Raw genomic sequence first — 22,078 nt, 5'->3', positions numbered from 1 at the left:
AGAGGTGTATGTATGAAGCGCGAATATATGGACGGCATTCTCTATGCCCTGCTCTTTGCGATACCGGCGTATATTCTGGGGCTGTACTTTCCGATTGTGGGCGGCCCCGTGTTCGGCATTCTGCTCGGTATGCTGTTCGCGAAGAAACGGCGGCCGCAGGCGACCGAGAGCGGTATCAAATTCACGGGCAAGAAGATTTTGCAGTATGCGATCATCCTGCTCGGCTTCGAGATGAATCTCTTTCATGTGGTGGAGGTCGGGGAGCAGTCGCTCTACGTCATGATCTTCACGCTGCTTGCGGCGTTTGGCGCGGCGTTCCTGATGGGAAAGGTTCTGGGGATGGACCGCGATATGACCGCGCTCGTCGGGGCGGGAACAGCGATCTGCGGCGGCTCTGCGATTGCGGCGGTCGCGCCCGTCATCGGGGCGAAGGATCGGGATGTCGTGATCTCGATTGCGACGATTTTTTTCTTCAACGTGCTTGCGGTCTTTATCTTCCCGTTCCTCGGACACACAATGGGAATGTCGGACGCGGGATTCGGCATGTGGGCGGGCACTGCCATCAACGACACGTCGTCGGTTGTTGCGGCGGGCTATGCCTACAGCCATGATGCGGGCGCGTATGCGACCATCGTAAAGCTGACGCGCACGCTGATGATTGTGCCGGTCTGCCTGTTCTTCGCACTGCTCATGATGCGCGGTGCGGCGCAGAGCGGCGCAGGCTTTTCGCTGAAGCGCATCTTCCCGATGTTCGTGCTCTACTTCGTCCTCGCGTGCATCGTGAACACGACGGGCATTCTCCCCGCTGAGGTTTCGCATGGGCTTGGGATGCTCGGCAAGTTCTCCATCGTGCTCGCGATGAGTGCAATCGGATTGAATACGGATCTGCCGTCGCTCCTCAAGCACGGGACGCGCCCCCTTTTGCTCGGCATGGTCTGCTGGATCGCCGTCGCGGGGACATCGCTCATTGTGCAGCACGCATTGGGGTTGCTGTGAGGTGAACGATGACGGCTGAACATGAAATCGAGCTCCGCCCGTTTCCGCCTTTTTTGCCGCCCAATGCAACCGTACTCATGATGGGCTCGTTTCCGCCCGCCGCCGAAAAACGGGCGATGGAGTTCCACTACCCGAACTTCCAGAACGATATGTGGCGCGTCTACGGGCTGGTGTTCTTCGGCGATGCGATGCATTTTCAGCGTGTAGGGGAAAAGGTGTTTGACGCGGAGAAGATCAAGGCGTTCCTCACTGGGCGCGGCATTGGCTCGTGCCCCGGCGTGCGCCGTGCCATTCGTATGCATGGGAATGCCTCCGATGCCTACTTGAAGGTTGTGGAGACGGTTGAGCTGCCCGAGATTTTGGAGAAAATCCCGCATTGCCGCCGCATCTGCACAACGGGCGGCAAGGCAACGGAGATCCTGCTCGCACTGCTTGAGACGGAGGTCAAGGCAAAGGACTTCAAGACGGGCACGACGATAACTGCGCGCTGCGGTGACCGTGACCTCTTCGTCACGCGCCTGCCGTCTACCTCGCGTGCCTACCCAATGAAACTGGAGAAGAAGGCCGAGGCATATCGGAAGTTTTTCGTTGAGGCAGGCTTTACGGTGGCAGAGCAGAATAGGTAAACAAAAACGGCACGCTGTGCGTTTTGCACACAGTGTGCCGTAATTTTTGTTTTTTTAGAAAAGATCCTTGGCGAGGACGATGGTCTGTTCGCGTGAGGGGCCGACGGAGACGATGCCGAGGGCGATGCCTGTGATCTCTGCCATGCGCTCAAGGTACTTGCGCGCGTTCTCGGGCAGCGCGTCATAGCTGCGGATGCCCGAGATGTCCGTCTTCCAGCCCGGGAAGGTCTCGTAGACGGGTTCGACCTCGGCGAGGACGTTGAGGCTTGCGGGAACACCCTTCAGCAGCGCACCCTTGTACTTGTAGCCCGTGCAGATCTTGATCTCGTCGAAGCCGTCGAGGATGTCGAGGCGCGTGACTGCCATGTAGTCAATGCCGGAGAGCAGCCCCGCATGGCGGACGACCACGGCATCGAGCCAGCCCGTACGGCGGGGCCGTCCCGTGACCGTGCCGAACTCATGCCCCGCCTCGCGCAGCTTCTCGCCGATCTCGTTCAGCTGCTCGGTGGGGAAGGGACCCTCGCCGACACGCGTGCAGTATGCCTTGACAATACCGATGACCTTGTCGATCTTTCGCGGCGCAACGCCCGCGCCGATGGTGACACCGCCCGAGATAGGGTGCGATGCAGTGACGTACGGGTATGTGCCGTAGTCGATGTCGAGCATGGTCGCCTGTGCGCCCTCGAAGAGAACCTTGCGCCCCGCGTCGATCTCCTCGTTGAGGAGCGGGATCGTGTCCGTGACGAGCGGACGCAGACGCTCGGCGTAGCCCTCGTACTCCGCGAGTACTTCCTCGTAGTCGAGCGGCTCGTGATGGTAGACGGCGGCGAGCTCGCCGTTCTTGCTGTCGAGGTTCTTCTTGAGCTTCTTCGCGAACTCAGCCTTTTCCATGAGGTCGCAGACGCGGATACCGATGCGGTCGTCGCGATCCATGTAGCAGGGGCCAATGCCGCGCCCCGTTGTGCCGATCTTGTCCGCGCCGCGCTGTGCGTCGCCGATGCCGTCCATCAGGCGGTGATAGGGCATGACGACATGGGCGCGGTCGGAGATGCGGATGTTCGAGGTGTCGATGCCGCGCGCCGCCATGGCGTCCATCTCCTGCAGACAGACCTCGGGGTCAAAGGCGACACCATTCGCGATGATGTTGTGCGTGCCCTTGTAGAGGATGCCCGACGGCAGGAGGCGCAGCTTGTACTCCTCACCATTGGCGACGACGGTATGACCTGCGTTGCAGCCGCCCTGGAAGCGGACGACGGTGTCTGCCTGGCTTGCGAGGTAGTCGACGATCTTCCCTTTGCCCTCGTCGCCCCACTGTGTGCCCGTAATAACGATGGTTGACATGATAAAGTCCCCCTTAATCCTCTCTCTTAATTAAAGATCAAAGCGCGCAAAGATGGAATCCACATGGCGCAGGAAATACTTGTAGTCGAAGCACGCGTCGATCTCTTCCTTCGTCAGATGTGCGGAGATGTCCGCGTCCTTCTCGACGTTCGTGCGGAAGTCCTCCTTTTCGAGCCAGCGCTTCATGGCGTTGCGCTGTACCCATACGTAGGCGGTCTGACGTAGGATGCCCTTGTTCACCAGAGCCGTGAGGATGCGCTGACTGTAGATCAGTCCGCCCGTGCGGTTCATGTTGTGCAGCATGGCGTCGGGGTAGACGAGGAGTTTGTCGACAATGCCCGTCAGCTTGTGCAGACAGTAGTCCACGTTGATGGTCGCATCGGGCAGGATGACGCGCTCGACAGAGGAGTGCGAGATGTCGCGCTCGTGCCAGAGTGTCATGTCCTCCAGTGCCGCGACGGCGTTGCCGCGCACGAGGCGTGCCATGCCCGAGACGCGCTCGCAGTTGATCGGGTTGCGCTTGTGTGGCATCGCCGACGAGCCCTTCTGCCCCGCCTTGAAGAACTCTTCCGCTTCGCGGATGTCTGTGCGCTGGAGGTTGCGAATCTCGGTTGCGATTTTCTCCATTGTGCCCGCGATGATGGCGAGCGTCGTGACGAACTCGGCGTGACGGTCGCGCTGGATGACCTGTGTCGCGAGGCGGACGGGGGTGATCCCGAGCTTTTTGCACGTCAGCTCCTCGATGCGCGGGTCGATGTTGGAGTAGGTGCCGACCGCACCCGAGAGCTTGCCGACGGAGACGATCTCCTTCGCCCGCGTCAGACGCTCGATGTCGCGCTCGATCTCCGCGCTCCAGAGAAGCATCTTCAGTCCGAATGTCATCGGCTCTGCGTGGATGCCATGCGTACGTCCGATGCAGGGCGTATGGCGGAATTCCTCTGCACGGCGGCGCAGCACCGTACGGAACGCATTCAGATCATTGAGGATGATCGCGGCGGCATCGCGCATCATGACGCAGTACGCCGTGTCCTTGACATCGCTTGAGGTCAGCCCCTTGTGGATGTATTTCGAGTCCTCGCCGACGTTCTCCTCAAGGTTCGTGAGGAAGGCGATGATGTCGTGGTCGGTGGTCTTTTCGATCTCGTTGATGCGTGCGACATCGAACTTCGCGTTCGCCTTGATGTTCTCCACAGCGGCGGCGGGGATCTCGCCGAGCTCCGCCATCGCCTCGCACGCGGCAATCTCCACGTTCAGGATGGTTTGCCACTCGTTCTGGATCGACCAGAGATGCCCCATCTCCGGACGTGTATAGCGTTCGATCATTTGCTTCCTCCTGCACTGTGCATGAAAGACATAAAACAACACCCATATCATAGCTCTGTATGCGTGGAATGTCAATCATGCACCGCGCAGCAGGAATATTTGGGCATTATCATTTTCATTTCAGAGGAGGTGCGTTATAATAGAACAAATGAGAGGGGGCGATTTCATGGCGTTTCGGCGTATTCTTGCCATCGGCGATGTTCATGGATATGCGGACAAACTGCGTGTCCTTTGGAAAAAGATCGGATTCGGCGATCAACAGGATATGCTTGTTTTTCTCGGCGACTATGTCGATCGTGGGGAAAAACCCGTAGAAGTCCTCCGTTTCGTGCGGGAGCAGGTTGCGCGTTATGAGAACGTCCACGCACTCTGCGGCAATCATGAGGCGATGATGCTCGCCTATCTGAAAGAGTACGGGCTGGGGAGGACGTTTCTCGGACACTTCGATGTTTGGCTGATGAACGGCGGGAAGGTGACAAAAAAGCAGCTCGCGGCTCTGAGCGCGGCGGAGGCGAACGAACTCATCGCCTTTGTCAAGGCACGCCCGCTCTATCATCGCGTGCAGCACAACGGGCAGAGCATCCTTTTTGTCCATGCGGGTATCAACCCGCATCGACAGAAACAGACCTCGAACGACCTTCTCTGGATTCGTGAGGAGTTCTTTGAACACTACAGCGGTACGGAACTTGTCGTCGTCGGGCACACGCCGACGCAGTCGATCGGTGGGCTCGACATGAACCGGAACACACCGCTCTTTTTGAAGAACAACATCATCGCCTGCGATACGGGGAGTTTCCTCCCCGACGGGCGGATCAGCTGCGTGGATGTTGCACGGTATCTCGTGCTGCGTGCGGAGGGGTGCAAACCGACGGCAGAGGAGTGCGCTTCCTGCTGCATGCAGTCCGTGTGAGTTTTGGATGAAAATACACATATAAAGGAATGGATGGATGACAAAGAACAAGATAATGAATCGACGCAGGTTTATCAAGATGGCTGCCGCAACGGGGGTACTTGCACTTGGCGGTGCGGCACTCTGGAAGTTCGGCGGGCTGGGTGCACTTCGGGATACGGCACTGCGCCAGTTCCCGGGAACATTGTATGTGGAACGTCTGCGGCAGCTCGTAGCGGCGGACGCGGGACGGGGACGCGTCCTGATGTGGGAAGTGGCATCGCCCATCGACCAGCAGATGGTTGAGGTGCGTGTGCAGGGGGCGGAGGAAGTCATGCGCCGCTATGCCGTGACGGATGAGCGGTTTACAGATGATGACATTGAGGTCTGTCAGTATGCGACGGAGCTCGATCGGCTGATGCCGGGCACACGGTATCAGTACCGTATCACGGCGGGCGGTGCGGCCACGGACTGGCAGGAACTCTATGCGCCGACGGGGAGCGAGTCGTACAAAATGCTGATCTTTCCCGACTCCCAGTCGAGTGACTATGCAGACTGGAAGCAGCTCGCGCATCTTGCGTGGGCGCGCAACACAGACGCACAGCTCTTCGCCTGTATGGGCGATCTCGTGGACAACGGCGAGGATCGTCTGCAGTGGACGGAGTTCTTCGGCGGCATCAAGGAGATGCAGCGTTCAATCCCGATGGCACCCGTCATGGGGAATCATGAGACGTACAACCTCGACTGGAAGGTGCGTCTGCCAGAGGCATATCTGTCGTATTTTAAGACCCCATCAAACGGGAGCAAGGTGTTTGATCGCTACTACTACTCCTTTGATTACGGCGATGTGCACTACATTGTGCTCTGCACGCAGCAGAAAGAAATCGATGCGTTCAAGAGTGGTCTGGTCGCGGAGCAGATGGCATGGATGCGCCGCGATCTCAAGGCGCACCGAAAGCGTTGGAACGTTGTCCTCATGCACAAGGATGTCCTGCAATATCGGATCAACGGCCGTCCCGAGCGCACGGAGGGGATTGACGAGGACAATGGGCGGGTGTGGATGCCCGTCTTTGATGAGCTCGCGATTGATGTTGTGTTCACGGCGCATCTGCACACCTATCGGAACCGCGGGCACATTTATCATTTTGCAAAAACGCCCGACAAGAAAGGTCCGCTTTACATTCTCACAGGCGTTGCGGGCAACGTGCGCTACCCGAATCTCTGGATCGACCATGCCTTCGACGAGGTGACGCTGCCGCAGCCCGAGACGGACAACTATCTCACGATGGAGGTCACACGGGATGCACTTGAGATTGCGTGCTTCCTGCCCGACGGCACGGAGATGGATCGCGTGCGCGTGACGAAGAAGTAGAGCCAAAAATATTTTGTCCCCGTATCGGAAAAAGGATACGGGGATTTTTATATATGAACGGCACAATAAACGTCAACCAAAACAAAATAAATTGGTTGACAGTGAAACACGAAACGTGTATGATAAAGCAAGTTTATTTCACCGATAAATGCGCTTGGAGGTATCTGAACATTATGAAGCTACGAGAAATAATCCTTTGCGGGCTATTCATCGCACTTGTTGCGGTCGGTGCATTCGTCCGCATCCCCGTCGGGACGGATGTCTACACGCTCCAGTTCCTCTTTACGCTGCTGGCGGGGCTGATGCTCGGCGCACGGCTTGGGGCACTTGCGGTGGGCACATACGTCCTGATGGGGCTGGTTGGGATTCCGGTCTTTGCCTCGGGGGGCGGCCCCTCCTATGTGCTGCAGCCAACGTTCGGGTATCTCGTGGGCTTCATTGTGCAGGGCTGGGTGACGGGCGTATTCGTCCGCACGGGCGCACCGACCTTCCGCCGCGCACTTGCCGCGTGTCTTTTGGGCATGGTGGTGGTCTACGTCTTCGGCATCTCGTATTTCTACTTTGCGTCGAACTATATCATCGATGCACCGATCGGCTTCTGGGTGGCGATCTGGTACTGCGGTGTGCTGCAGGTTCTGCCGGACTTCCTGCTCTGCGTTGCGGCGGCATACATCGGCGTGCGGACGCAGCGGGCAGGGCTGTGGCTGTAATGGGGCGGGTTCGCTCAGTAGCACGACAGCATATCGCACAAGATACATAGGTCAGCAGAAAGGGAGTTCATTGATAGCATGGGCAAGGCACTATTTATTACAGGAACAGGAACGGATATCGGCAAGACTTACGTCACGGGACTGATCGTAAAGAAGCTGCATGATGTGGGGCTGCGTGCAGGCTACTACAAGGCAGCACTCTCGGGTGCGGAGGTCGCCGCCGACGGGACCCTGCTGCCGGGCGATGCGCTCCACGTAGCGCACGCTGCGGGGCTTGCGGCGGAGGATACAACGGTCTCCTATATTTACCGCGACGCGGTATCGCCCCATCTCGCCGCGCAGATCGAGAACCGTCCGATGGACTTTGACAAAGTGGAGCAGGACTACCATGCGGCGAAGGAGCGCACCGACTATCTGACAGTGGAGGGGAGCGGCGGCATCATCTGTCCCCTGCGCTGGGACAACACGGAGCACGTCGTTCTGGACGATCTTGTACTGCGGCTCGGGCTAGGCGCACTCGTCGTCGCGGATGCAGGGCTCGGCACGATCAATGCGGCTGTGCTGACGGCAGAGCATTTGAAGATGCGCGGCATTCCGCTCAAGGGCTTTATCTTCAACAACTGGACGGGCGGCAGAATGCAGGAGGACAATGCGAAGATGGTTGAGGCACTGACGGGGGCGCGCGTGCTTGCCTGTGTAGAGCACGACGCTATGGAGCTGCCGATGGCGGCGGATGCACTCGCCGCACTGTACCAATAAAGGAGAGAGAAGGAGAGCATTATGCCGACGATTGAGGAGCGCGACCTGCGCCATATTTGGCATCCCTGTGCGCAGATGAAGGACTACGAGGACTTGCCGCCGATGGTGATCGACCATGCAAAGGGGGCGTGGCTCTACGATGTGCACGGGAATTCGTACCTCGACATCGTGAGTTCGTGGTGGGCAAACCTCCTTGGGCATGCGAACGAAAAGATCAACGCACGGATTACGGCGCAGCTCGACCGTCTCGAGCACGTTATCTTTGCGAATTTCTCGCATCGCCCCGCTATCGAGCTTGCTGAGCGTTTGGCGCAGCGCGTCCCTGCGGGACTGACAAAGTTTCACTTCAACGACAACGGTTCCTCGGCGGTCGAGGCGGCACTCAAAATGGCGTTCCAATACTGCCACCAGACGGGACGCTCGGAAAAGACGCGCTTTATGTGCCTCTCAGAGGGCTATCACGGCGAGACCATCGGCGCACTCTCGGTCGGGAGCATGGACCTCTTCGCTAAGATGTATCAGCCGATGATGATGGACAACATCCACATCGAGGCACCCGACTGTTACCGCTGCCCATACGGGAAACAGCGCGAGAGCTGCGCGTGTGAGTGTTTCGTCCATGCGGAGCGTGCCTTTGCTGAGCATGGGCACGAGACAGCGGCGATGATCGTCGAGCCCCTCCTGCAGGGGAGCGCGGGGATGCGCATCTATCCCGAGGCGTATCTCAGAAAGCTGCGCGCCCTCTGCGACGCGTACGACGTGCTCCTGATTGCAGACGAGATTGCGACGGGGTTCGGGCGTACGGGACGGCTCTTTGCGTGTGAGCGTGCGGGCATTACGCCCGACCTCATGTGTCTCTCGAAAGGCCTGACGGGCGGGTATCTGCCGATGTCGATCACCGTTGTGAAAGAAAAAATCTATGAGGCGTTCTACGCCGATTGGAACGAGGGCAAGGCGTTCATGCACTCTCACACCTATGCTGGCAACCCACTCGGCTGTGCGGCGGCACTTGCCGTACTCGACATCCTCGACGAGGAGAATGTATTGGAGCAGGCGGAGAATACCGCCGCATGGCTGACAGAGCGCATGACGGATGCCTTCGGCGCACATCAAAGCGTCGGCGAGATTCGCCACATCGGACTGATTCACGCGGTCGAGCTCGTCGAGGATCGCGTGGAGAAACGTCCCTTTGACGGCAAGAAACGCCTCGGCTATGCCATCTATCGCCGCGCATTGAAGAACGGGCTGCTCCTGCGCCCGCTCGGCGACGTGCTCTACTTCAACCCGCCGCTGAATATCAGCAGAGACGATCTCGAAATCGCTATTGAGCGAATGAAGCTCTCGATGGACGAAGTGCTCGGCGCATAACGCGACAGAAAAGGAGACATCCGACGGGGTGTCTCCTTTTTGATGAAAAGCTGCGCCGTATGGTGATTGAACAAAATGCGCTTCAATGCTATAATGACAGCCTTTTCAATCCCCTCCCTTTCCTATATAGGGTGCAGGATTTTTTCGGTGGATTTGTCTACAACTTGTCTACAAAATTACTTGCCTACAACCTCACCGAATATGCGAGCCGTTTCCTTTTTCATCTCGTCCGTGTCATGCGTATAGAGATTCTGCGTGATCGTCGCGTCCGCATGGCCGAGGCGGGCGGCTACATCGACGGGTTTTGCACCTGCTTCGATGAGTTTTGTCGCGTGCGTATGGCGGAAGCTGTGCGGGTTGAGGTGGAGATTCCGCAGCAGCGTTTCTATGCGCGCGTGCTTGTGCGGGAGTCCGCTTGGCAGGATGCAGAGGAGCGGGCGGCGGATATGGTCGGCGGGCGGTGGCATCTTCTTTGGAAGAATTACAAGCCTGTGATCCTCTGTCGATTCATAGACGATTTGATACGCCTCCCCTAGGAGCATCTCTTGCTTCGCTTGTGCCGCTTTGAGCGTGCGGAAGTAGGAAAGTAACGCGGTGTCCGCATAGAAAGAACGGGCGCTTGTGGGCGTTTTCGGCGTCTCGAAGTATCCTGTCCGCTGCCGCTGGCGTACGATGGTGATTTCTCCTGTTGTGAGGTCAACATCGTCCCATGTGAGCCCGAGTGCTTCGCTGAGACGCAGCCCCGTGTGATATAGGATTTTGTATGTGTGGTAGTATTTTTCCTCTGCGGGGATGGCGGCGAACTGTTCCGGGGTGATGATTGTGCGCTTTATGACTTTGCGCGGTGCGCTGCGGGGGATGGATATACCTGCGGCTGGGTTTGCCGTGATGAGTTCGGCGGGATAGACAGCGTACTTCAGGGCGATAGAAAGAACCGCCTTTGTCTGCTGTATCGTCCCGTGGGACAGTCCCTTTCTTGCAAGTGTCTGAACCAATAGGTCGATATCGCGGGGGCGAAGTTCCTGCACATACAGATTACCCAGATATGGGAGGATGCGTGAGTTGACTGTATCGCAATAGCTGATATTCGTCATTCGCTTCACGTTTGGACGCACGACATTCTCGAGCCACGAAGCAAGGTAGTCCTGTAGTGTCACTTTCTCGGACGTAATGCCGATATTCCCACTCTTCCAGTCGGCATAGGCTTTCACCCCTGCGTCAAATGCTTCATCCTCGGTGGCAAAACCTCCTTTTTCTTTCATGCGGCGCGGATTCTTCGAGATGTCGAAGCTATAGGAATAGGTGTTTCCGCGCTTGCGTATGCGTATCTTGGACATAAATAAAACCTCCTTGTGTTTACAAAGGAGGCGAATCATGGTAGAATTTAGGTGCTTTGGGCATGATTCGCGTCATGTCTGCCGCTCGGTGTTCGTAGCATCGGGCGGTTTTTAATTTGATTTTTTTTGCACTTTGTGCGATAATCAATATGTAGAAGCTGACTTGTGATGGATAAGGCTGGGTTCCCGAATGGGAGTAGGCCTAAGGCTTAGAATCCTTTGCCCCTGGGGTTGGCTTCCCTACTTTGGTTTTAAGACTCTGGACGATATGTTCAGGGCCTTTTTTGATTTGCTCCACAATCAGGTTGATTGCTTTGTCGCTATATGAATAGGTTGGATTTGTGTTTCGGTCATAGACATAGCAGTAGCAGGGGTCGCTTTTCAGATCATAGAACCTGACAAAAAGGTTGAAGACATATGCGTTGAATGTATGTCGTTTGCTTTCGTCCGGCGTAGATGGATTTACAAAGGGGATTTTATCTCTCTCTATGAGGGCTTGTATGCGCCCCAAGCATTCTCGCATACGATAAGGGCATGATTTCTGCATATCATGACGTTCTTTCAAAATGAAGGCAGCGTGTTCAGCGTCCTTTGTGATAGAGAAACTGGCAGCGGCTTGACCTTGCTTTTTCGTTATATAGAAATCATGTTTGACTGGAATGGCAAAGTTGGTATGATCCACTGTGTTGATTGTTCTGCCGATTGATGACATGATGGTCAGGATGTGCTCAGCTAAGCTGTCTGGGTATCTGGCACGTATTGAATCCTCTGTTACTTCTTCCATTCTTACAGAAAGCGTGAGGAAGTTGCTGCCCAGTTTGTCGGTGATGTCGATATGGAAAAATTGCAGCAGTTTGTTCATATAGTTGATGACGCAGGATTGAAACAGCGGTACATATATTTGCTCATATTCCTCTGTGATGAAATGTGTGCTTGTATTGCGCAGGTCGATAATTTTTTCAAGATTGATTCGTAGAGGATCTTTGTCGTTTGTGAACACTTCCTTTATGCAGGCGTTCAATGACTTTGTCCGTTGTTTATCGCCTTTGTAATAAATGGCAGCTTCGCCGTAGGTTTGCATGATATGGGCTTTGAGCAATAGTTCCCATGCATTGCAGATAAAGAAGCTGAATCCTTCGACCCGGTAACGAATGGTGGGTTTGTTGTAGAGTTCGACCGCAACAATAAAAGCCTCTTGGCTTTTCTCAAGTAGTTTTTCCGATAAGGATATTTGGGCGTTGTTCACGGTGTCGCTCCTTTGATGTTGGTTCACCGCTCTCTCTGTTGGCGCAGGGAGGGCGGTTTTTATGTGGGAAGAAATCGGCTCTTTTTCCTACTTGGATGTTCAACTGGGAAAAAAGAGCCGATTTTTCCTAGTTGGTTAGATGCTCTGAACTGTGCTATACTGTATGCGTTGCCTCCTCCATACCGGCACGGGAAGGAGGTGTGTCAAGGATGTTACTATCGTTTTTGCTCTCCGTCTTGGCGGGGATAGTCTGCCACTATCTCTGCAAATGGCTTGACGGATGAGAAAAAGGCAACAAGCCTAGGCGCTAGTCCCTGCCTGCAATATGGGAACAGAAAAGCCCCCAAGTTCGCACCTTGGGGGCTTTTCGTGTGTCGTAATGTCACTATCGTTTGCCAAGCACATTATAACACAAGTCCCCGATGAGATGCAAGTGATGCGTTACTGCCGCCCTAGGTGCGGTCTTTTTTTATGCCATTTTTGCAGCGCGAATCAGGCAATCTTCTCCACCTCAATGGGCGTGCTACATTCATAAAGATGCTCTGGCGCGATATCTACGTCATCGTTCCAAATGACTGTGCCGTATGCTGCCTTTGCTCGCAGGAAGAAAGGCAGGCTTTTGAGCGGGGCGAAGATTGGCTTCTCAAGCAGGGGATGCGCGTCATAAATGCGCTGCGTGCCGCCCGTGAAGGTGATAAGCAGGGTATAGTCCTCTCGTGCCTTCACATCCTCAACAATCCATACAGGCTGTTTCATGGTGTCCACTCCTTGTGTATCAATAAATCTTCCAAGTAAAAAATGGACTTCGCGCGGGTCGGGGTGGCGTTGATTGATGATACGTGTTACCTCGTCGCTGTCAATCTCGGTGGAGTAGGCGAGCAGATGCGCAGCGTATTCATTCGCCTCTGCCTCAAGACGACTGCGAACGTAATAGGCGCGGTCGGGGTGAAGATAGTAACCGTATCCTGCGTGCAGACGTGCGTGTCCGAGTTCGTGGCAGACCGTCACCTTTTGCCCTGCATAGCAGAGATCTTCATTCAGAACGATGTATTTGCGCCGCAGGACGTGGACGAGAAAACCACGCATATCATCGGGCAGGGGAAGGTGTACGATTGTTATGCCGAGATCGCCCGCGAGCTGAAACGGGTCGCAGGTGCGGTATTTGTTGACGAGATTCTTGACGCGGACTTTGATGTTGAGCATAGCACATCAGTCCTTCTTCCGTTTGTTCTGCCTTTTCGCATCCCAAAAAACGAACTCTAGGGCACTGCGTAATTTCTGCTGGTCTTCCTCGTCAAGGCGGTATATATCGCCGTCAAATAACACCTCTGTTTTGTTGAGGAATTTCGCGAGATCGTTCATGTCACGTTTGGAGGGGGAGGATGGTTTTTCTGCGGCAGGTGTTTCCCATAAAGTGTTCATATCCACATTGAAAAAATCTGCAAAAGCCTCCAACACCTCAAAACTAGGCTTGCGACGACCGCTTTCATACATGCTTATGGAGCTTTTTGCCAATCCAGTTCCGTTTGCCAATTCTTCTTGTGTGAGCCCCTTTGACAAACGTAGCTTTTTGAGTGTATCTGAGAAAGCCACACTACCACCTCCGATGTAATTAAGATACCACGAAAAGTGGATTTTCGCAATAAAAAGTTTACTTTAAGTGTTGACATTGTTTTGGAATCGTGGTACACTCACGGTGAATATCTGAGAAAGGGGGGATTTCGGTGAATAGAGCATTGATTGCTCAACGGCTTATCCATTTGCGCGGGAAGCGGACACAGGCAGAGGTGGCAAAAGCCGTTCATATCAGTAAGTCCGCACTTTCGTCGTATGAATCTGGTGCACGGATGCCGCGTGATGAAGTGAAGATCGCACTTTCTAAGCTGTACGGGAAATCCGTTCACGAGATTTTTTTGCCTGATTAGTTCACTTAAAGTGATAAAGCGAGCAAAAAACACATCTCAACGAGGCAAAGGAGGTGAGGGGATGAAACGTCTGATTGAATGGCTTGATAATTGGGTGCTTGAACACGAGGGGACGATGCTCCTGCTCAATATCTTATTCATATCAATCGCTGTTGTGTGTACGGCTCTCAACGTAAGAGGGCTGCTACGCTAGTAATGGTGGCGATGATTCCACTGATCGCGGCAATCCATGCGAGGCGTTGATTCTTCTGTCGTTCTTGGTAATGGTACAGGATGTCCTTTCCTGCATCGTCGAGTTCAAACCGATCATCGGGGAGGAAGTGATGTTCTTCTTCGGGGGAATATCTTGTCGGTGTTATTTGCGATAAAAGGCGTTCTTCGTCCAGATGGCTGTGTGTGACGTAGTAAAGTGCATTTTCTGTGAGTTCGGGGATGGCACGGAGGATTTGCTCGTAGGTATCTGTTCCAGATGCGACAAGCGAGACGAGTTTCTCTTTGGTCTGTGTGTTCATGTAAATGCTCCTTTCTGTACTGATTATACCACGGCGGAAAGGAGGACAACCACTGCGAGGGAGGTGAGGGGATGGAGGTCGTTCCAACAACGCGGGAAGCAGCGGAGGCGATGGACGGCGCACGCGGCGAACTGGATGAACTGAACGGGTACATCAAGACGCTTGAGAACATCAAAGACCGCATGATGAAGGTCGATTCGTTTGAGGTCAAGGGTTCTGCGGGGCTATCGCCTGAGTCGTACTCTGTCTATTGTCAGATCGTAGAGCTGCTGGAAAATGTCGGTGTCAAACAGAAGGATGATAAGCAGACGAAGGTCGCGCGTATGAATGCGCTCCTCTTCGCTCATCACGCGGATATCTTTGCCAAAGCCATGCGCACGCAGAAGGGCAACGAGAACTATACCGCGATAGATTACTTCAAGAAGCGGTTTGATTTGCGCTATGGCGGGAAGGATATGCGTTCGGGTGATGTACTTCATCAGGCGGCGATGCGGCGCAGTGATGCTGTAAACCTGGAAGAATTTAGTCGACGGATGCGTGTGCCGGACGCTGACAGCAGCAGTCGAAACAAGAAATTCCTGCGAATGACATCCCCTAGTGGTGCGGTCGTTGATGTTGCTCAAGATGATATGATTCATACGCATAATCGTCATCCTGAAATGACGGATGCAGATTACACAGATATTCAAGAGAATATGGAGAACTTCCAGCGTGTTCACTTGGATATGACAAGCAAGGGAGATTACGGCGGCAAAACGATTCTGTGCAAAATAAAAACGCCACGCGGAGCGGCGGGCGTGGCTTATGAACTTCTTCCTACGGGGAGAATCTTCCTCAAAACGGCGTTCTTTGACAATGAGAAGGGGATTGATAGCTGGATTACAAAGAGTGGCACAAGCAAAGACCTCATGAATCTGGAAACAGAAAAAAGAGGTAACGCCGCGTCCATGCTTACAGGTCACCCCAGCCGGACAGCTGATGCTGCCGACAGCCTAACGCCTTCGGTCGTTCGTCCTCTTTCATTTTCTATGATACAGGAGATGCTTGGTATTGTCAATCAAAAAGAGACGTTCGAGCAGAGTGCATGGCACGGCTCGCCGTATGACTTCCGTGAATTCCTGCTTGAGATGATTGGAGCGGGTGAAGGTCGACAGGCGCATGGATGGGGACTGTACTTTGCGCAGAATCGGGAGGTGTCGGAGCGGTATAAGGAGTGGCTCAAGAAGGCAAAAAAGAAAGCAATCCACACACTGACATATGACGGTAAGTCTCTCAACGAACAACCGCCTGACGTACAGGGGGCACTACGGGGATTCGAGAACTACTATCTTGACCTGCTGAGAGGAAAGAGTGCGGCTGATGTATTTCGTCTTTGCGTAAAATGATTGATGTTATTCCTGTGAAGCCTTGACACTATTGCTTCGGTGGATACATCATGCGATTTAACATATCACGCCTTTGCGCAACCGGATATTCAATGCTATAATGACAGTGATTTTCATGAAGGAGGTGCGGCGATGCCGATGGATGAGTTTGCGTGGCGCGTGCGGTTGGCACGGCGGCGCAAGGCACATGCGCGAAAGTTTCAGCTTGCGGCGGGGCTGATCGTTGTGACGATTCTGGTGCTTGCGTGGTATCTCGCCTACTATATCCAACGTCCCGCGTACGCTTTGGAGCAAGCGGCGAAGGCTGTTGCAGCGCACGATACGGATCTCTTCCTGCGGCGCGTGAATGTCACGGCAGTCGCCGATGCGGGCTATGACGACCTCACCTATGTCCTCTTTGCGCGCGACACGAGCCTCAAGGAGGCGGAGCGCAATGCCTCGGGGAAATTCTACGAAAAGGTCAAGGACAGTGTCGCGTCCGGGATTGCACGGACGATCACAGATGCTGTGCGCACAGGGGAGTGGGTGGAGCCGGAGGGGACGGACGAACTCAAGGGACGGCAGCTCGGCATCGACTTTGAGTATCTGATGGAGTGCAGTCATCTGCGTGACACAGAGCTTGTTGAGATGGGCGAGATCGTGCGTGACGGGAGTGCGGCGGTGGCCACCGTGACGGTGCGCGACGGCGGAACGGGGCTTGAGTTCCCCCTGCAGCTGCGCATGGAGCAGCGGGAGACCGGGTGGCAGATCGTGCGCGTGGCGAACTACCGCGCCTATCTCGAGGCGGTGCAGACAGCGACGGGTACCGATATCTCGCGGTATATCAAGGCGACGCGTCCGATTGTGGATCGTTATAATGGTGTTTTTCGTTCGTCACAGCATGAGTTCCGCAGCTTGACGGAGACGGCATGGAGTACGTATACGATAGAGCACCGCAAGGCACTCATCCGTCTCTTGCAGGAGAATATGATCCCCGCGCTGAAAAAATATCAGCGTGAGCTGGACGAGGTCGAGGTCCCGCGCGGCGCAGACTATCTCGCCGCTCAGCGTAAAGCGGCGACGGAGGCATCCATCGCGTCCTACGAGAGCTTTGTCAAGGGGCTTGACAGTGGGATGCCCGAGGACTTCGCCCGTGCCGAGACCCTGCACAAGAAGGCTCTGACTTACGATCTGCGTGTTGGTGACATGATCCGCCGCAGTGCGGTGAATGCGGAGACGCCCGCGACCCCGTGAGAGGATAGATAACTCCAAGCCTCCCCTGTCGAAGCGGGGGAGGGGGACCGCGAGCGGTCAACGTCAACCAATCACACGTCGCTAACGCTCGTGTTCTTGGGACGTTTTCGCATACGACCTGTTTCCCAATCAGCTGCGCCCTATGGGCTTGCTTCTTGGACAGGTCAGCAAGCGGTGGAAGGGGCGCGTTGAACTTAAAAGAAAAAATCCTGTTCCCGATGTTCGGGAGCAGGATTTTTGTGTGTGTGTAAAATCAGAATCGATAGGTCAGCTGGATGCGCGTGTAGTCGCCGAGACGGAAGTGTTCGGGCGTGTAGAGCGTGTCGCGCATCTGCGTGCTGCGCGCGCCGAAGGTATACATCGCCTCAAGCATGAGGTCACGCGCAGGGACGAAGGCAATACCCGTGGTAAAGGAGCGGATGCCGTCGAGGTAACGGTCGGGCAGATCTGCGCCCGTGCCGCCGAGGAATGCGCCGTGCTCAAAGTTCTTGTAGTCGAGGTAGACACCCCAGCTGCCGGGAATATCCATGTCGGGAATGCCGAAGTCCAGACGCATGACCCAGAAGTACGGCACAGAGCCGCCGCCCGTATAGCGTCCGTAGATGTCCCTGCCGCCGTGGAAGTAACGTCCCGTCGCAGCGCGGTTGATGCCGTAGTCGAAGGAGAACATCGTGCGCGGTCCCAGGACTGCGCGTGCGCCGATGCCGATGACATTCGCGATGGGGAGTTTCTCGCCCTTCACATCCATGCCGTGTCCGAAGGAGTGCAGCGTCCACAGCTCCGCACCGAGGCGGCTGCCGAACTGATGGCGTACCTTGAGGAAGCCCGCACGCTCCATCTTTGGAATCACGTCGTGTTTCAGCAGGAAGCCGGGCTGGCGGAAGGCGATGGGGGCACCGGGGAGAGGGATGGGGGCGCCGTTCACAGGATTAAACTGGATAGAGTCACTGAACCTCTCCAAGAAATGAGAAACTCCATTATATGTATGATTTGATCCTGCGTCTGTGCCGCGGATGGTTGCCGTCTCTCCAACGAAATCCGTGAACATACGGTCGATTGCCTGCGCACGCGTCAGCGGCTGTCCGTCCTCCGTCTCGTAGGTGCTGCCTGCATCTTCGACAGACTTTAGGATGTCGTCCATCATCGTCCGAATATTCTCGGAGCGCATCAGCCCCTCGACACCACCATATTTGGGATTATCGAGCAAACTCTGATCGAGTGAATTGTGTGCAGAGATGTATTTCAAAGCCTCTCTGCCATTATCCCGATAGAGGTCTCGAACAACGCCGTCGCCGCGCCGTACAACAACGCGTGCGCGGTAGAATGTGGTATAGGCACTGGATACCTTGCCGCGACTAGGACCTTCTTCCACGAATTTGTTCCATTGGTTTTCATAGTGTCCGCCCGGCTCGGCATTGGCACGGCGCTGCATCTCAGCATCGATAGATTTGAGGATGCCGACCAGATCGCGGATGACCTCAAGCTTCTTTTCGGCGATCTGCACATCGGAGAGTGCGGGATCTCGCACCCAGTTGCCGTTTGCGTCCTGAATCTTGCCCGCGTTGTTATACTTCTCGCGGAAGTTCGCCGGTGCATTCGGGTCGTAGTTCATGGGATAGAGGTGCGCGTTCGTATTGTCGTTCGTATGGGTATAGTAGCCAAGCAGCTCGTTGAGCGTCGGGGCGCGGCGGATGATTGTTGCCTCCTTGTGACTGTAGGCGCTGTCGTAGACACCTGTCGTGCGGGAGAAGTCGCCAAAGCCGGCGGCGACCTGCGTACGATCCTTTGTATAGAGGACGCGTGCGCCGTCATACTCCTTGCCGAACCAGTAGCCCGTTACGCCCATTGGCTCGTGGATGCGCCCGAGCGTCCAGTCCCAGCGTCCCGGGCTGCCCGTGACCTCGGCGCGTTCGATGTGAACACCGCCGAGCCCCTTATTTTCGTCTACGGGATTCGCCGCATCGTTTGCCTTGCCCGTTGCGAGCACAGCCTTGACCCCGAGCTTGTCGTCAATGCGGTAGTCCGCGCCGATGCGCAGACGCTGCCCGAAGCCGTGTCCCGGGCGGTCAGCGTAGTTGCGTGCCGCCGCTTCGTCCGCCTGCGTCTCCTTCGTCTCGCGCATCTCCGCGCGATCATAGCCGCGATAGGTGCTCGTACGCATACGGAAGTCGCCGAAGAAGTCGAGGCTGCCCTTTGCTCTGCCGTCCGTCGCCGTCTCGGGGCGGCGCAGGAAGAAGTCGTCTCCGTAGAAGTTTTTCAGCGGCACACCGTCCCGATCGACGAGTACGCCATCCGCATTGCGATGAATTCCCGTGCCGAGGAACGAGCCGAAATCGTCGAATTTCATATTCACGCCGAAGCGGAACGTGCGGTCATGATAGGCGCGATCGTCGTCCTGATGGTTGAAGAGGTTGTCCACCCCTGCGTAGACGGTGAAGTCCTTGCGGATGTCCTTCTCGACGAGCAGGTTCCAAATGCCGAAACTCTTTTCACGGTACTCGCCGCGCTTGCGGATGTAGTTGCCCGAGCCATCCTTTTCAAACAGGTTGTCTGTCTTGACGGAGTTGCTGTCGAGCATCCGGCTGAAGAAGCTGCCCCAGAACGCCGCACGCCAGCCGTGTGCATCGTCCTTGTAGTTGACACCGACATCGAATTTATGCGTCGGGCGATCGAGCAGGCGGTGCGGCAGATCATTGTCGCTCGCATTGATTGCGTGCAGGTAGGTATAGCCGAGCTTTGCACTCCAGTTCTTGTTGAACTTGTGCTGGACCTCTGCCTCGATCCCCGTGAGCTTTGCCTTGCCGATGTTGCGGAAGCTGTAGATGCGGTCGGGGACGTTGCGGAAACTCTTGCCGTGGAAGTTGAAGTCCACGAGCTGACCCGTGAAGTAGTGGGTCATATAGTCCGAGATCTCGTTGTGGAACACACCGACCTTGCCGTAGGTATGTTCATTCTCTCCCTCGAGTGCGAGATCGATGTTGAACGATTTCTCGGGCTTCAGATTCGGATTGCCGATCCAGTACCAGCCGAGATGATCTGCGCCCGTGCCGCCGTACATCTCCCAGTTGTAGAACAGCTCGCCGAGCCCCGGCTCGCCGTAGCCCGTGCCGATGTTCGCCTTGAGCCGGCGGTGTTTCGCAAGCATGTGTGTCATGCCGAGGTTAAACGTTGCGTGCGACCCGAAGCGGTTGCTGTGGTCGATGCGCAGGATGGGCGTGAGGATGGTCTTCGGCGTGACCTGCCAGCTGTCCTGTACATAGGCGTAGGTCTTTGTGAGATCTGCTTCGCCGATCAGCAGTTGGTTTTTGCGCTCCTCGAACACCTGCCCGTAATATTTCCCGTTGAATGTGATGTTTTTGTCCTGTTTGTAGGCGGGATTCGATCCGTCGTACAACAGCCCGTAGTATCCCAGTGTAGGAGCGTATTTATACATCATGGGCAGGTTATTGAATTTGGGATCGCTGAAATCGTTCTGCGCATTCAAGAGATCGTTGAACGCGTTGAATTTGTCTTCTAAATCAGGATCGGAGAAACCGCTCTCCATGTAGGCTTTTGCCTCTTCATACGTCATCGGCGGCTTTTCCGAGCCGTAGTATTCGCCATTCTTGTCCCAGATAAAGCCGTTTTCGTTGCGGAGAAATTTATAGTTGTGGACATACGAGTCCGGTTCATCATCCTTCCCCGCTGTATTGTCCTCGACCGCGAGCGACTTGTCATAGTCCCACGGGTTGATCCTTTTCGTGTAGCTTTTTGGCGCATTGCGCAGACGTGAGCCCTCGGCGTACTCCTTTTGCCAGCCGAATCCATAGCTGAGATAGTGCGCGTCGTTTACGGCGGTGTTGAAGTGCAGGTCGACGTTCGTCTGCGTGTGGTCAAGATAGTCCACACCTGCGAGACTGTTCTTGCCCGAGTATTTGTCACGCCCGCTGCTGTAGTAAGTGAGGAGGGTCGAGTCGTCCTCGCGCAGCTTGCCGTAGCCGTAGTTCAGTGTGAAGTCCGTATTCTTGCCGATGCGGCCTTCGTAGCTGAGACTGTATGTGTCACGCTTGCGGTCGCGCTGATACACTTGCATCGGCTCGAAGAACGAGCCGAGTGGGTAGAGCTCGCCCTTGTTGCGCCGCTGCATGTTCTCGCGCTCTGTCGTGAAGCGGAAGGAGAGCTTGTTCGCATCGTCAAAGCTGTAGGAACCGCTCACACCGTCGTTCTTGATCGAGCCGTAGAAGCGCAGCGACGGTTTGAAATCCTCATACCAGTTCTCGCCTGCGATGAACTGTTTGCCGTCGGAGTAGACGGGTATCACCTCACGCTTTGATGTCCATCCGCTGAGGTTCAGCTTGCCCATGTCGCCCGAATCCGCACGCAGGTAGAAGTTCGCGGGCAGGGTGTTCGTCTCCGTGCCGCTATGACCGCGGGAGCTGTGATAGCGTCCCTCGATGTTCAGCGAGACTGATGGGTTCTTCACGCCCTGTTTCGTGATGACGTGGATCACGCCGCCGATGGCATCCGCGCCGTACTTCGCGCTCGCCGCACCGCGGATGATCTCAATGCGCTCGATGTTCTCCGCACCGATGCGCAGCAGCTCGTCGCCGTTGCCGTTGTATTTCGCCTCGCCACCGAGCACGCGCTGCCCATCCACGAGCAGCAGCGTGTGGCGTGGGTCACCGCCGCGAATTGATACGCCGACGTTGCCCATTGCGTCGATGGTACGCGTCACACCGACCTCGTTAAAGATTACGTCCTCAACGGACTTCGCCTGTTTGCGTGCGATGTCCTCCGCCGTGATGATCGTCGTTGACTGCGACTCGTATTTCGCCTCTTCCTTTGCGGCATCGGCATCGACGTGAATATCAGCAGTAGATACACTGCCCCCCCCCCTGTGTACCATCGTCCGCCCACACGGTATAGGTGGGCATGGCAAGCCATGTCATAATGGCGCAGGTGAGCAGTCGGTGAAAATGTCGTCCCTTCCTTCGTGGCATAAGATACTCCTTTGATGATAAATATGATATGACAAACATTCTGAATGCAATGCGAAAAAGAATGCGTCTCAATTATA

General features: G+C 55.5%; 17 protein-coding genes and 1 pseudogene. 10 read left to right on the top strand and 8 right to left on the bottom strand.

Going from position 1 to position 22,078, the window contains the following annotated elements:
* Positions 1-12 precede the first annotated feature (12 nt).
* Together HMPREF9334_RS03505 and HMPREF9334_RS03500 are read left to right on the top strand one after the other, a co-directional pair.
* On the top strand, positions 13-996 hold the full coding sequence (locus HMPREF9334_RS03505) for a YeiH family protein (protein ID WP_006692119.1): 984 nt from the start codon (positions 13-15) through the stop codon (positions 994-996).
* 8 nt (positions 997-1,004) lie between these two features.
* Positions 1,005-1,622: a hypothetical protein gene (locus HMPREF9334_RS03500; protein ID WP_006692118.1), complete on the top strand. Its 618-nt coding sequence runs from the start codon at positions 1,005-1,007 to the stop codon at positions 1,620-1,622.
* A gap of 54 nt (positions 1,623-1,676) precedes the next feature.
* On the opposite strand, the gene HMPREF9334_RS03495 is transcribed toward HMPREF9334_RS03500, so the two are convergent.
* Positions 1,677-2,963 (bottom strand): adenylosuccinate synthase, encoded by a 1,287-nt coding sequence (locus HMPREF9334_RS03495; protein WP_006692117.1) that lies wholly within the window; start codon positions 2,961-2,963, stop codon positions 1,677-1,679.
* Between the two features lie 30 nt (positions 2,964-2,993).
* Positions 2,994-4,286 carry an adenylosuccinate lyase gene (purB, locus tag HMPREF9334_RS03490; RefSeq protein ID WP_006692116.1) on the bottom strand — a complete coding sequence of 431 codons (1,293 nt, stop codon included), beginning with the start codon at positions 4,284-4,286 and terminating at the stop codon, positions 2,994-2,996.
* Between the two features lie 166 nt (positions 4,287-4,452).
* Between purB and HMPREF9334_RS03485 the strand changes: the two genes are divergently transcribed.
* From HMPREF9334_RS03485 to bioA, 5 genes are all read left to right on the top strand, one after another.
* On the top strand, positions 4,453-5,196 hold the full coding sequence (locus tag HMPREF9334_RS03485; protein WP_006692115.1) for a metallophosphoesterase family protein: 744 nt from the start codon (positions 4,453-4,455) through the stop codon (positions 5,194-5,196).
* Between the two features lie 37 nt (positions 5,197-5,233).
* The gene (locus HMPREF9334_RS03480) at positions 5,234-6,547 is read left to right on the top strand and encodes a metallophosphoesterase (RefSeq protein WP_006692114.1); all 1,314 of its coding nucleotides are present in this window, start codon (positions 5,234-5,236) and stop codon (positions 6,545-6,547) included.
* A 173-nt stretch (positions 6,548-6,720) separates the two neighbouring features.
* Positions 6,721-7,257 carry a biotin transporter BioY gene (locus tag HMPREF9334_RS03475; protein ID WP_006692113.1) on the top strand — a complete coding sequence of 179 codons (537 nt, stop codon included), beginning with the start codon at positions 6,721-6,723 and terminating at the stop codon, positions 7,255-7,257.
* A gap of 78 nt (positions 7,258-7,335) precedes the next feature.
* Entirely contained in the window at positions 7,336-8,016 is a 681-nt protein-coding gene (gene bioD, locus HMPREF9334_RS03470; RefSeq protein WP_006692112.1) for a dethiobiotin synthase, read from the top strand.
* A gap of 21 nt (positions 8,017-8,037) precedes the next feature.
* Positions 8,038-9,384: an adenosylmethionine--8-amino-7-oxononanoate transaminase gene (gene bioA / locus HMPREF9334_RS03465; RefSeq protein ID WP_006692111.1), complete on the top strand. Its 1,347-nt coding sequence runs from the start codon at positions 8,038-8,040 to the stop codon at positions 9,382-9,384.
* 176 nt (positions 9,385-9,560) lie between these two features.
* Here the strand turns inward: bioA and HMPREF9334_RS03460 are convergent, their stop codons facing one another.
* The 4 genes from HMPREF9334_RS03460 to HMPREF9334_RS03440 form a co-directional block, all read right to left on the bottom strand.
* Positions 9,561-10,721, bottom strand: coding sequence for a site-specific integrase (locus tag HMPREF9334_RS03460; RefSeq protein ID WP_006692110.1), 1,161 nt, complete (start codon positions 10,719-10,721; stop codon positions 9,561-9,563).
* A 202-nt stretch (positions 10,722-10,923) separates the two neighbouring features.
* Entirely contained in the window at positions 10,924-11,967 is a 1,044-nt protein-coding gene (locus HMPREF9334_RS03455) for a DUF3644 domain-containing protein (RefSeq protein WP_006692109.1), read from the bottom strand.
* Between the two features lie 492 nt (positions 11,968-12,459).
* Entirely contained in the window at positions 12,460-13,170 is a 711-nt protein-coding gene (locus HMPREF9334_RS12450; protein WP_006692108.1) for a DUF2442 domain-containing protein, read from the bottom strand.
* 6 nt (positions 13,171-13,176) lie between these two features.
* On the bottom strand, positions 13,177-13,560 hold the full coding sequence (locus tag HMPREF9334_RS03440) for a helix-turn-helix domain-containing protein (RefSeq protein WP_039957261.1): 384 nt from the start codon (positions 13,558-13,560) through the stop codon (positions 13,177-13,179).
* Positions 13,561-13,691: 131 nt separating this feature from the next.
* Here HMPREF9334_RS03440 and HMPREF9334_RS03435 point away from each other — a divergent pair, with 131 nt between their 5' ends.
* Complete coding sequence (locus tag HMPREF9334_RS03435) at positions 13,692-13,892, top strand: helix-turn-helix transcriptional regulator (protein WP_039957260.1); 201 nt, start codon at positions 13,692-13,694, stop codon at positions 13,890-13,892.
* Positions 13,893-14,059: 167 nt separating this feature from the next.
* Here the strand turns inward: HMPREF9334_RS03435 and HMPREF9334_RS03430 are convergent, their stop codons facing one another.
* Positions 14,060-14,404 carry a hypothetical protein gene (locus HMPREF9334_RS03430; protein WP_006692105.1) on the bottom strand — a complete coding sequence of 115 codons (345 nt, stop codon included), beginning with the start codon at positions 14,402-14,404 and terminating at the stop codon, positions 14,060-14,062.
* 71 nt (positions 14,405-14,475) lie between these two features.
* Here HMPREF9334_RS03430 and HMPREF9334_RS03425 point away from each other — a divergent pair, with 71 nt between their 5' ends.
* Positions 14,476-15,789, top strand: a complete 1,314-nt coding sequence (locus HMPREF9334_RS03425; RefSeq protein ID WP_006692104.1) for a hypothetical protein — start codon at positions 14,476-14,478, stop codon at positions 15,787-15,789.
* A 132-nt stretch (positions 15,790-15,921) separates the two neighbouring features.
* Positions 15,922-17,022 carry a hypothetical protein gene (locus HMPREF9334_RS03420; RefSeq protein ID WP_006692103.1) on the top strand — a complete coding sequence of 367 codons (1,101 nt, stop codon included), beginning with the start codon at positions 15,922-15,924 and terminating at the stop codon, positions 17,020-17,022.
* Positions 17,023-17,275: 253 nt separating this feature from the next.
* On the opposite strand, the pseudogene HMPREF9334_RS03415 reads toward HMPREF9334_RS03420, so the two are convergent.
* Positions 17,276-22,001: pseudogene (locus tag HMPREF9334_RS03415) on the bottom strand (TonB-dependent receptor plug domain-containing protein).
* Between the last annotated feature and the right edge of the window lie 77 nt (positions 22,002-22,078).

Source organism: Centipeda infelix ATCC 43532 (genome assembly GCF_000234095.1).
GTDB classification, from domain to species: Bacteria; Bacillota; Negativicutes; order Selenomonadales; family Selenomonadaceae; genus Centipeda; species Centipeda infelix.
The sequence above is the reverse complement of the archived record's forward strand: the minus strand, read 5'-3'. Positions and strand labels throughout refer to the sequence as shown.

Bases quoted from the DNA above. Each gene is read 5' to 3' on its own strand.
- HMPREF9334_RS03480 (WP_006692114.1), top strand. From the start codon at position 5,234: ATGACAAAGAACAAGATAATGAATCGACGCAGGTTTATCAAGATGGCT.
- HMPREF9334_RS03500 (WP_006692118.1), top strand. From the start codon at position 1,005: ATGACGGCTGAACATGAAATCGAGCTCCGCCCGTTTCCGCCTTTTTTG.
- HMPREF9334_RS03425 (WP_006692104.1), top strand. From the start codon at position 14,476: ATGGAGGTCGTTCCAACAACGCGGGAAGCAGCGGAGGCGATGGACGGC.
- HMPREF9334_RS03505 (WP_006692119.1), top strand. From the start codon at position 13: ATGAAGCGCGAATATATGGACGGCATTCTCTATGCCCTGCTCTTTGCG.
- HMPREF9334_RS03430 (WP_006692105.1), bottom strand. From the start codon at position 14,404: ATGAACACACAGACCAAAGAGAAACTCGTCTCGCTTGTCGCATCTGGA.
- bioA (WP_006692111.1), top strand. From the start codon at position 8,038: ATGCCGACGATTGAGGAGCGCGACCTGCGCCATATTTGGCATCCCTGT.
- HMPREF9334_RS03460 (WP_006692110.1), bottom strand. From the start codon at position 10,721: ATGTCCAAGATACGCATACGCAAGCGCGGAAACACCTATTCCTATAGC.
- HMPREF9334_RS03475 (WP_006692113.1), top strand. From the start codon at position 6,721: ATGAAGCTACGAGAAATAATCCTTTGCGGGCTATTCATCGCACTTGTT.
- HMPREF9334_RS03495 (WP_006692117.1), bottom strand. From the start codon at position 2,963: ATGTCAACCATCGTTATTACGGGCACACAGTGGGGCGACGAGGGCAAA.
- bioD (WP_006692112.1), top strand. From the start codon at position 7,336: ATGGGCAAGGCACTATTTATTACAGGAACAGGAACGGATATCGGCAAG.
- purB (WP_006692116.1), bottom strand. From the start codon at position 4,286: ATGATCGAACGCTATACACGTCCGGAGATGGGGCATCTCTGGTCGATC.
- HMPREF9334_RS03485 (WP_006692115.1), top strand. From the start codon at position 4,453: ATGGCGTTTCGGCGTATTCTTGCCATCGGCGATGTTCATGGATATGCG.
- HMPREF9334_RS12450 (WP_006692108.1), bottom strand. From the start codon at position 13,170: ATGCTCAACATCAAAGTCCGCGTCAAGAATCTCGTCAACAAATACCGC.
- HMPREF9334_RS03420 (WP_006692103.1), top strand. From the start codon at position 15,922: ATGCCGATGGATGAGTTTGCGTGGCGCGTGCGGTTGGCACGGCGGCGC.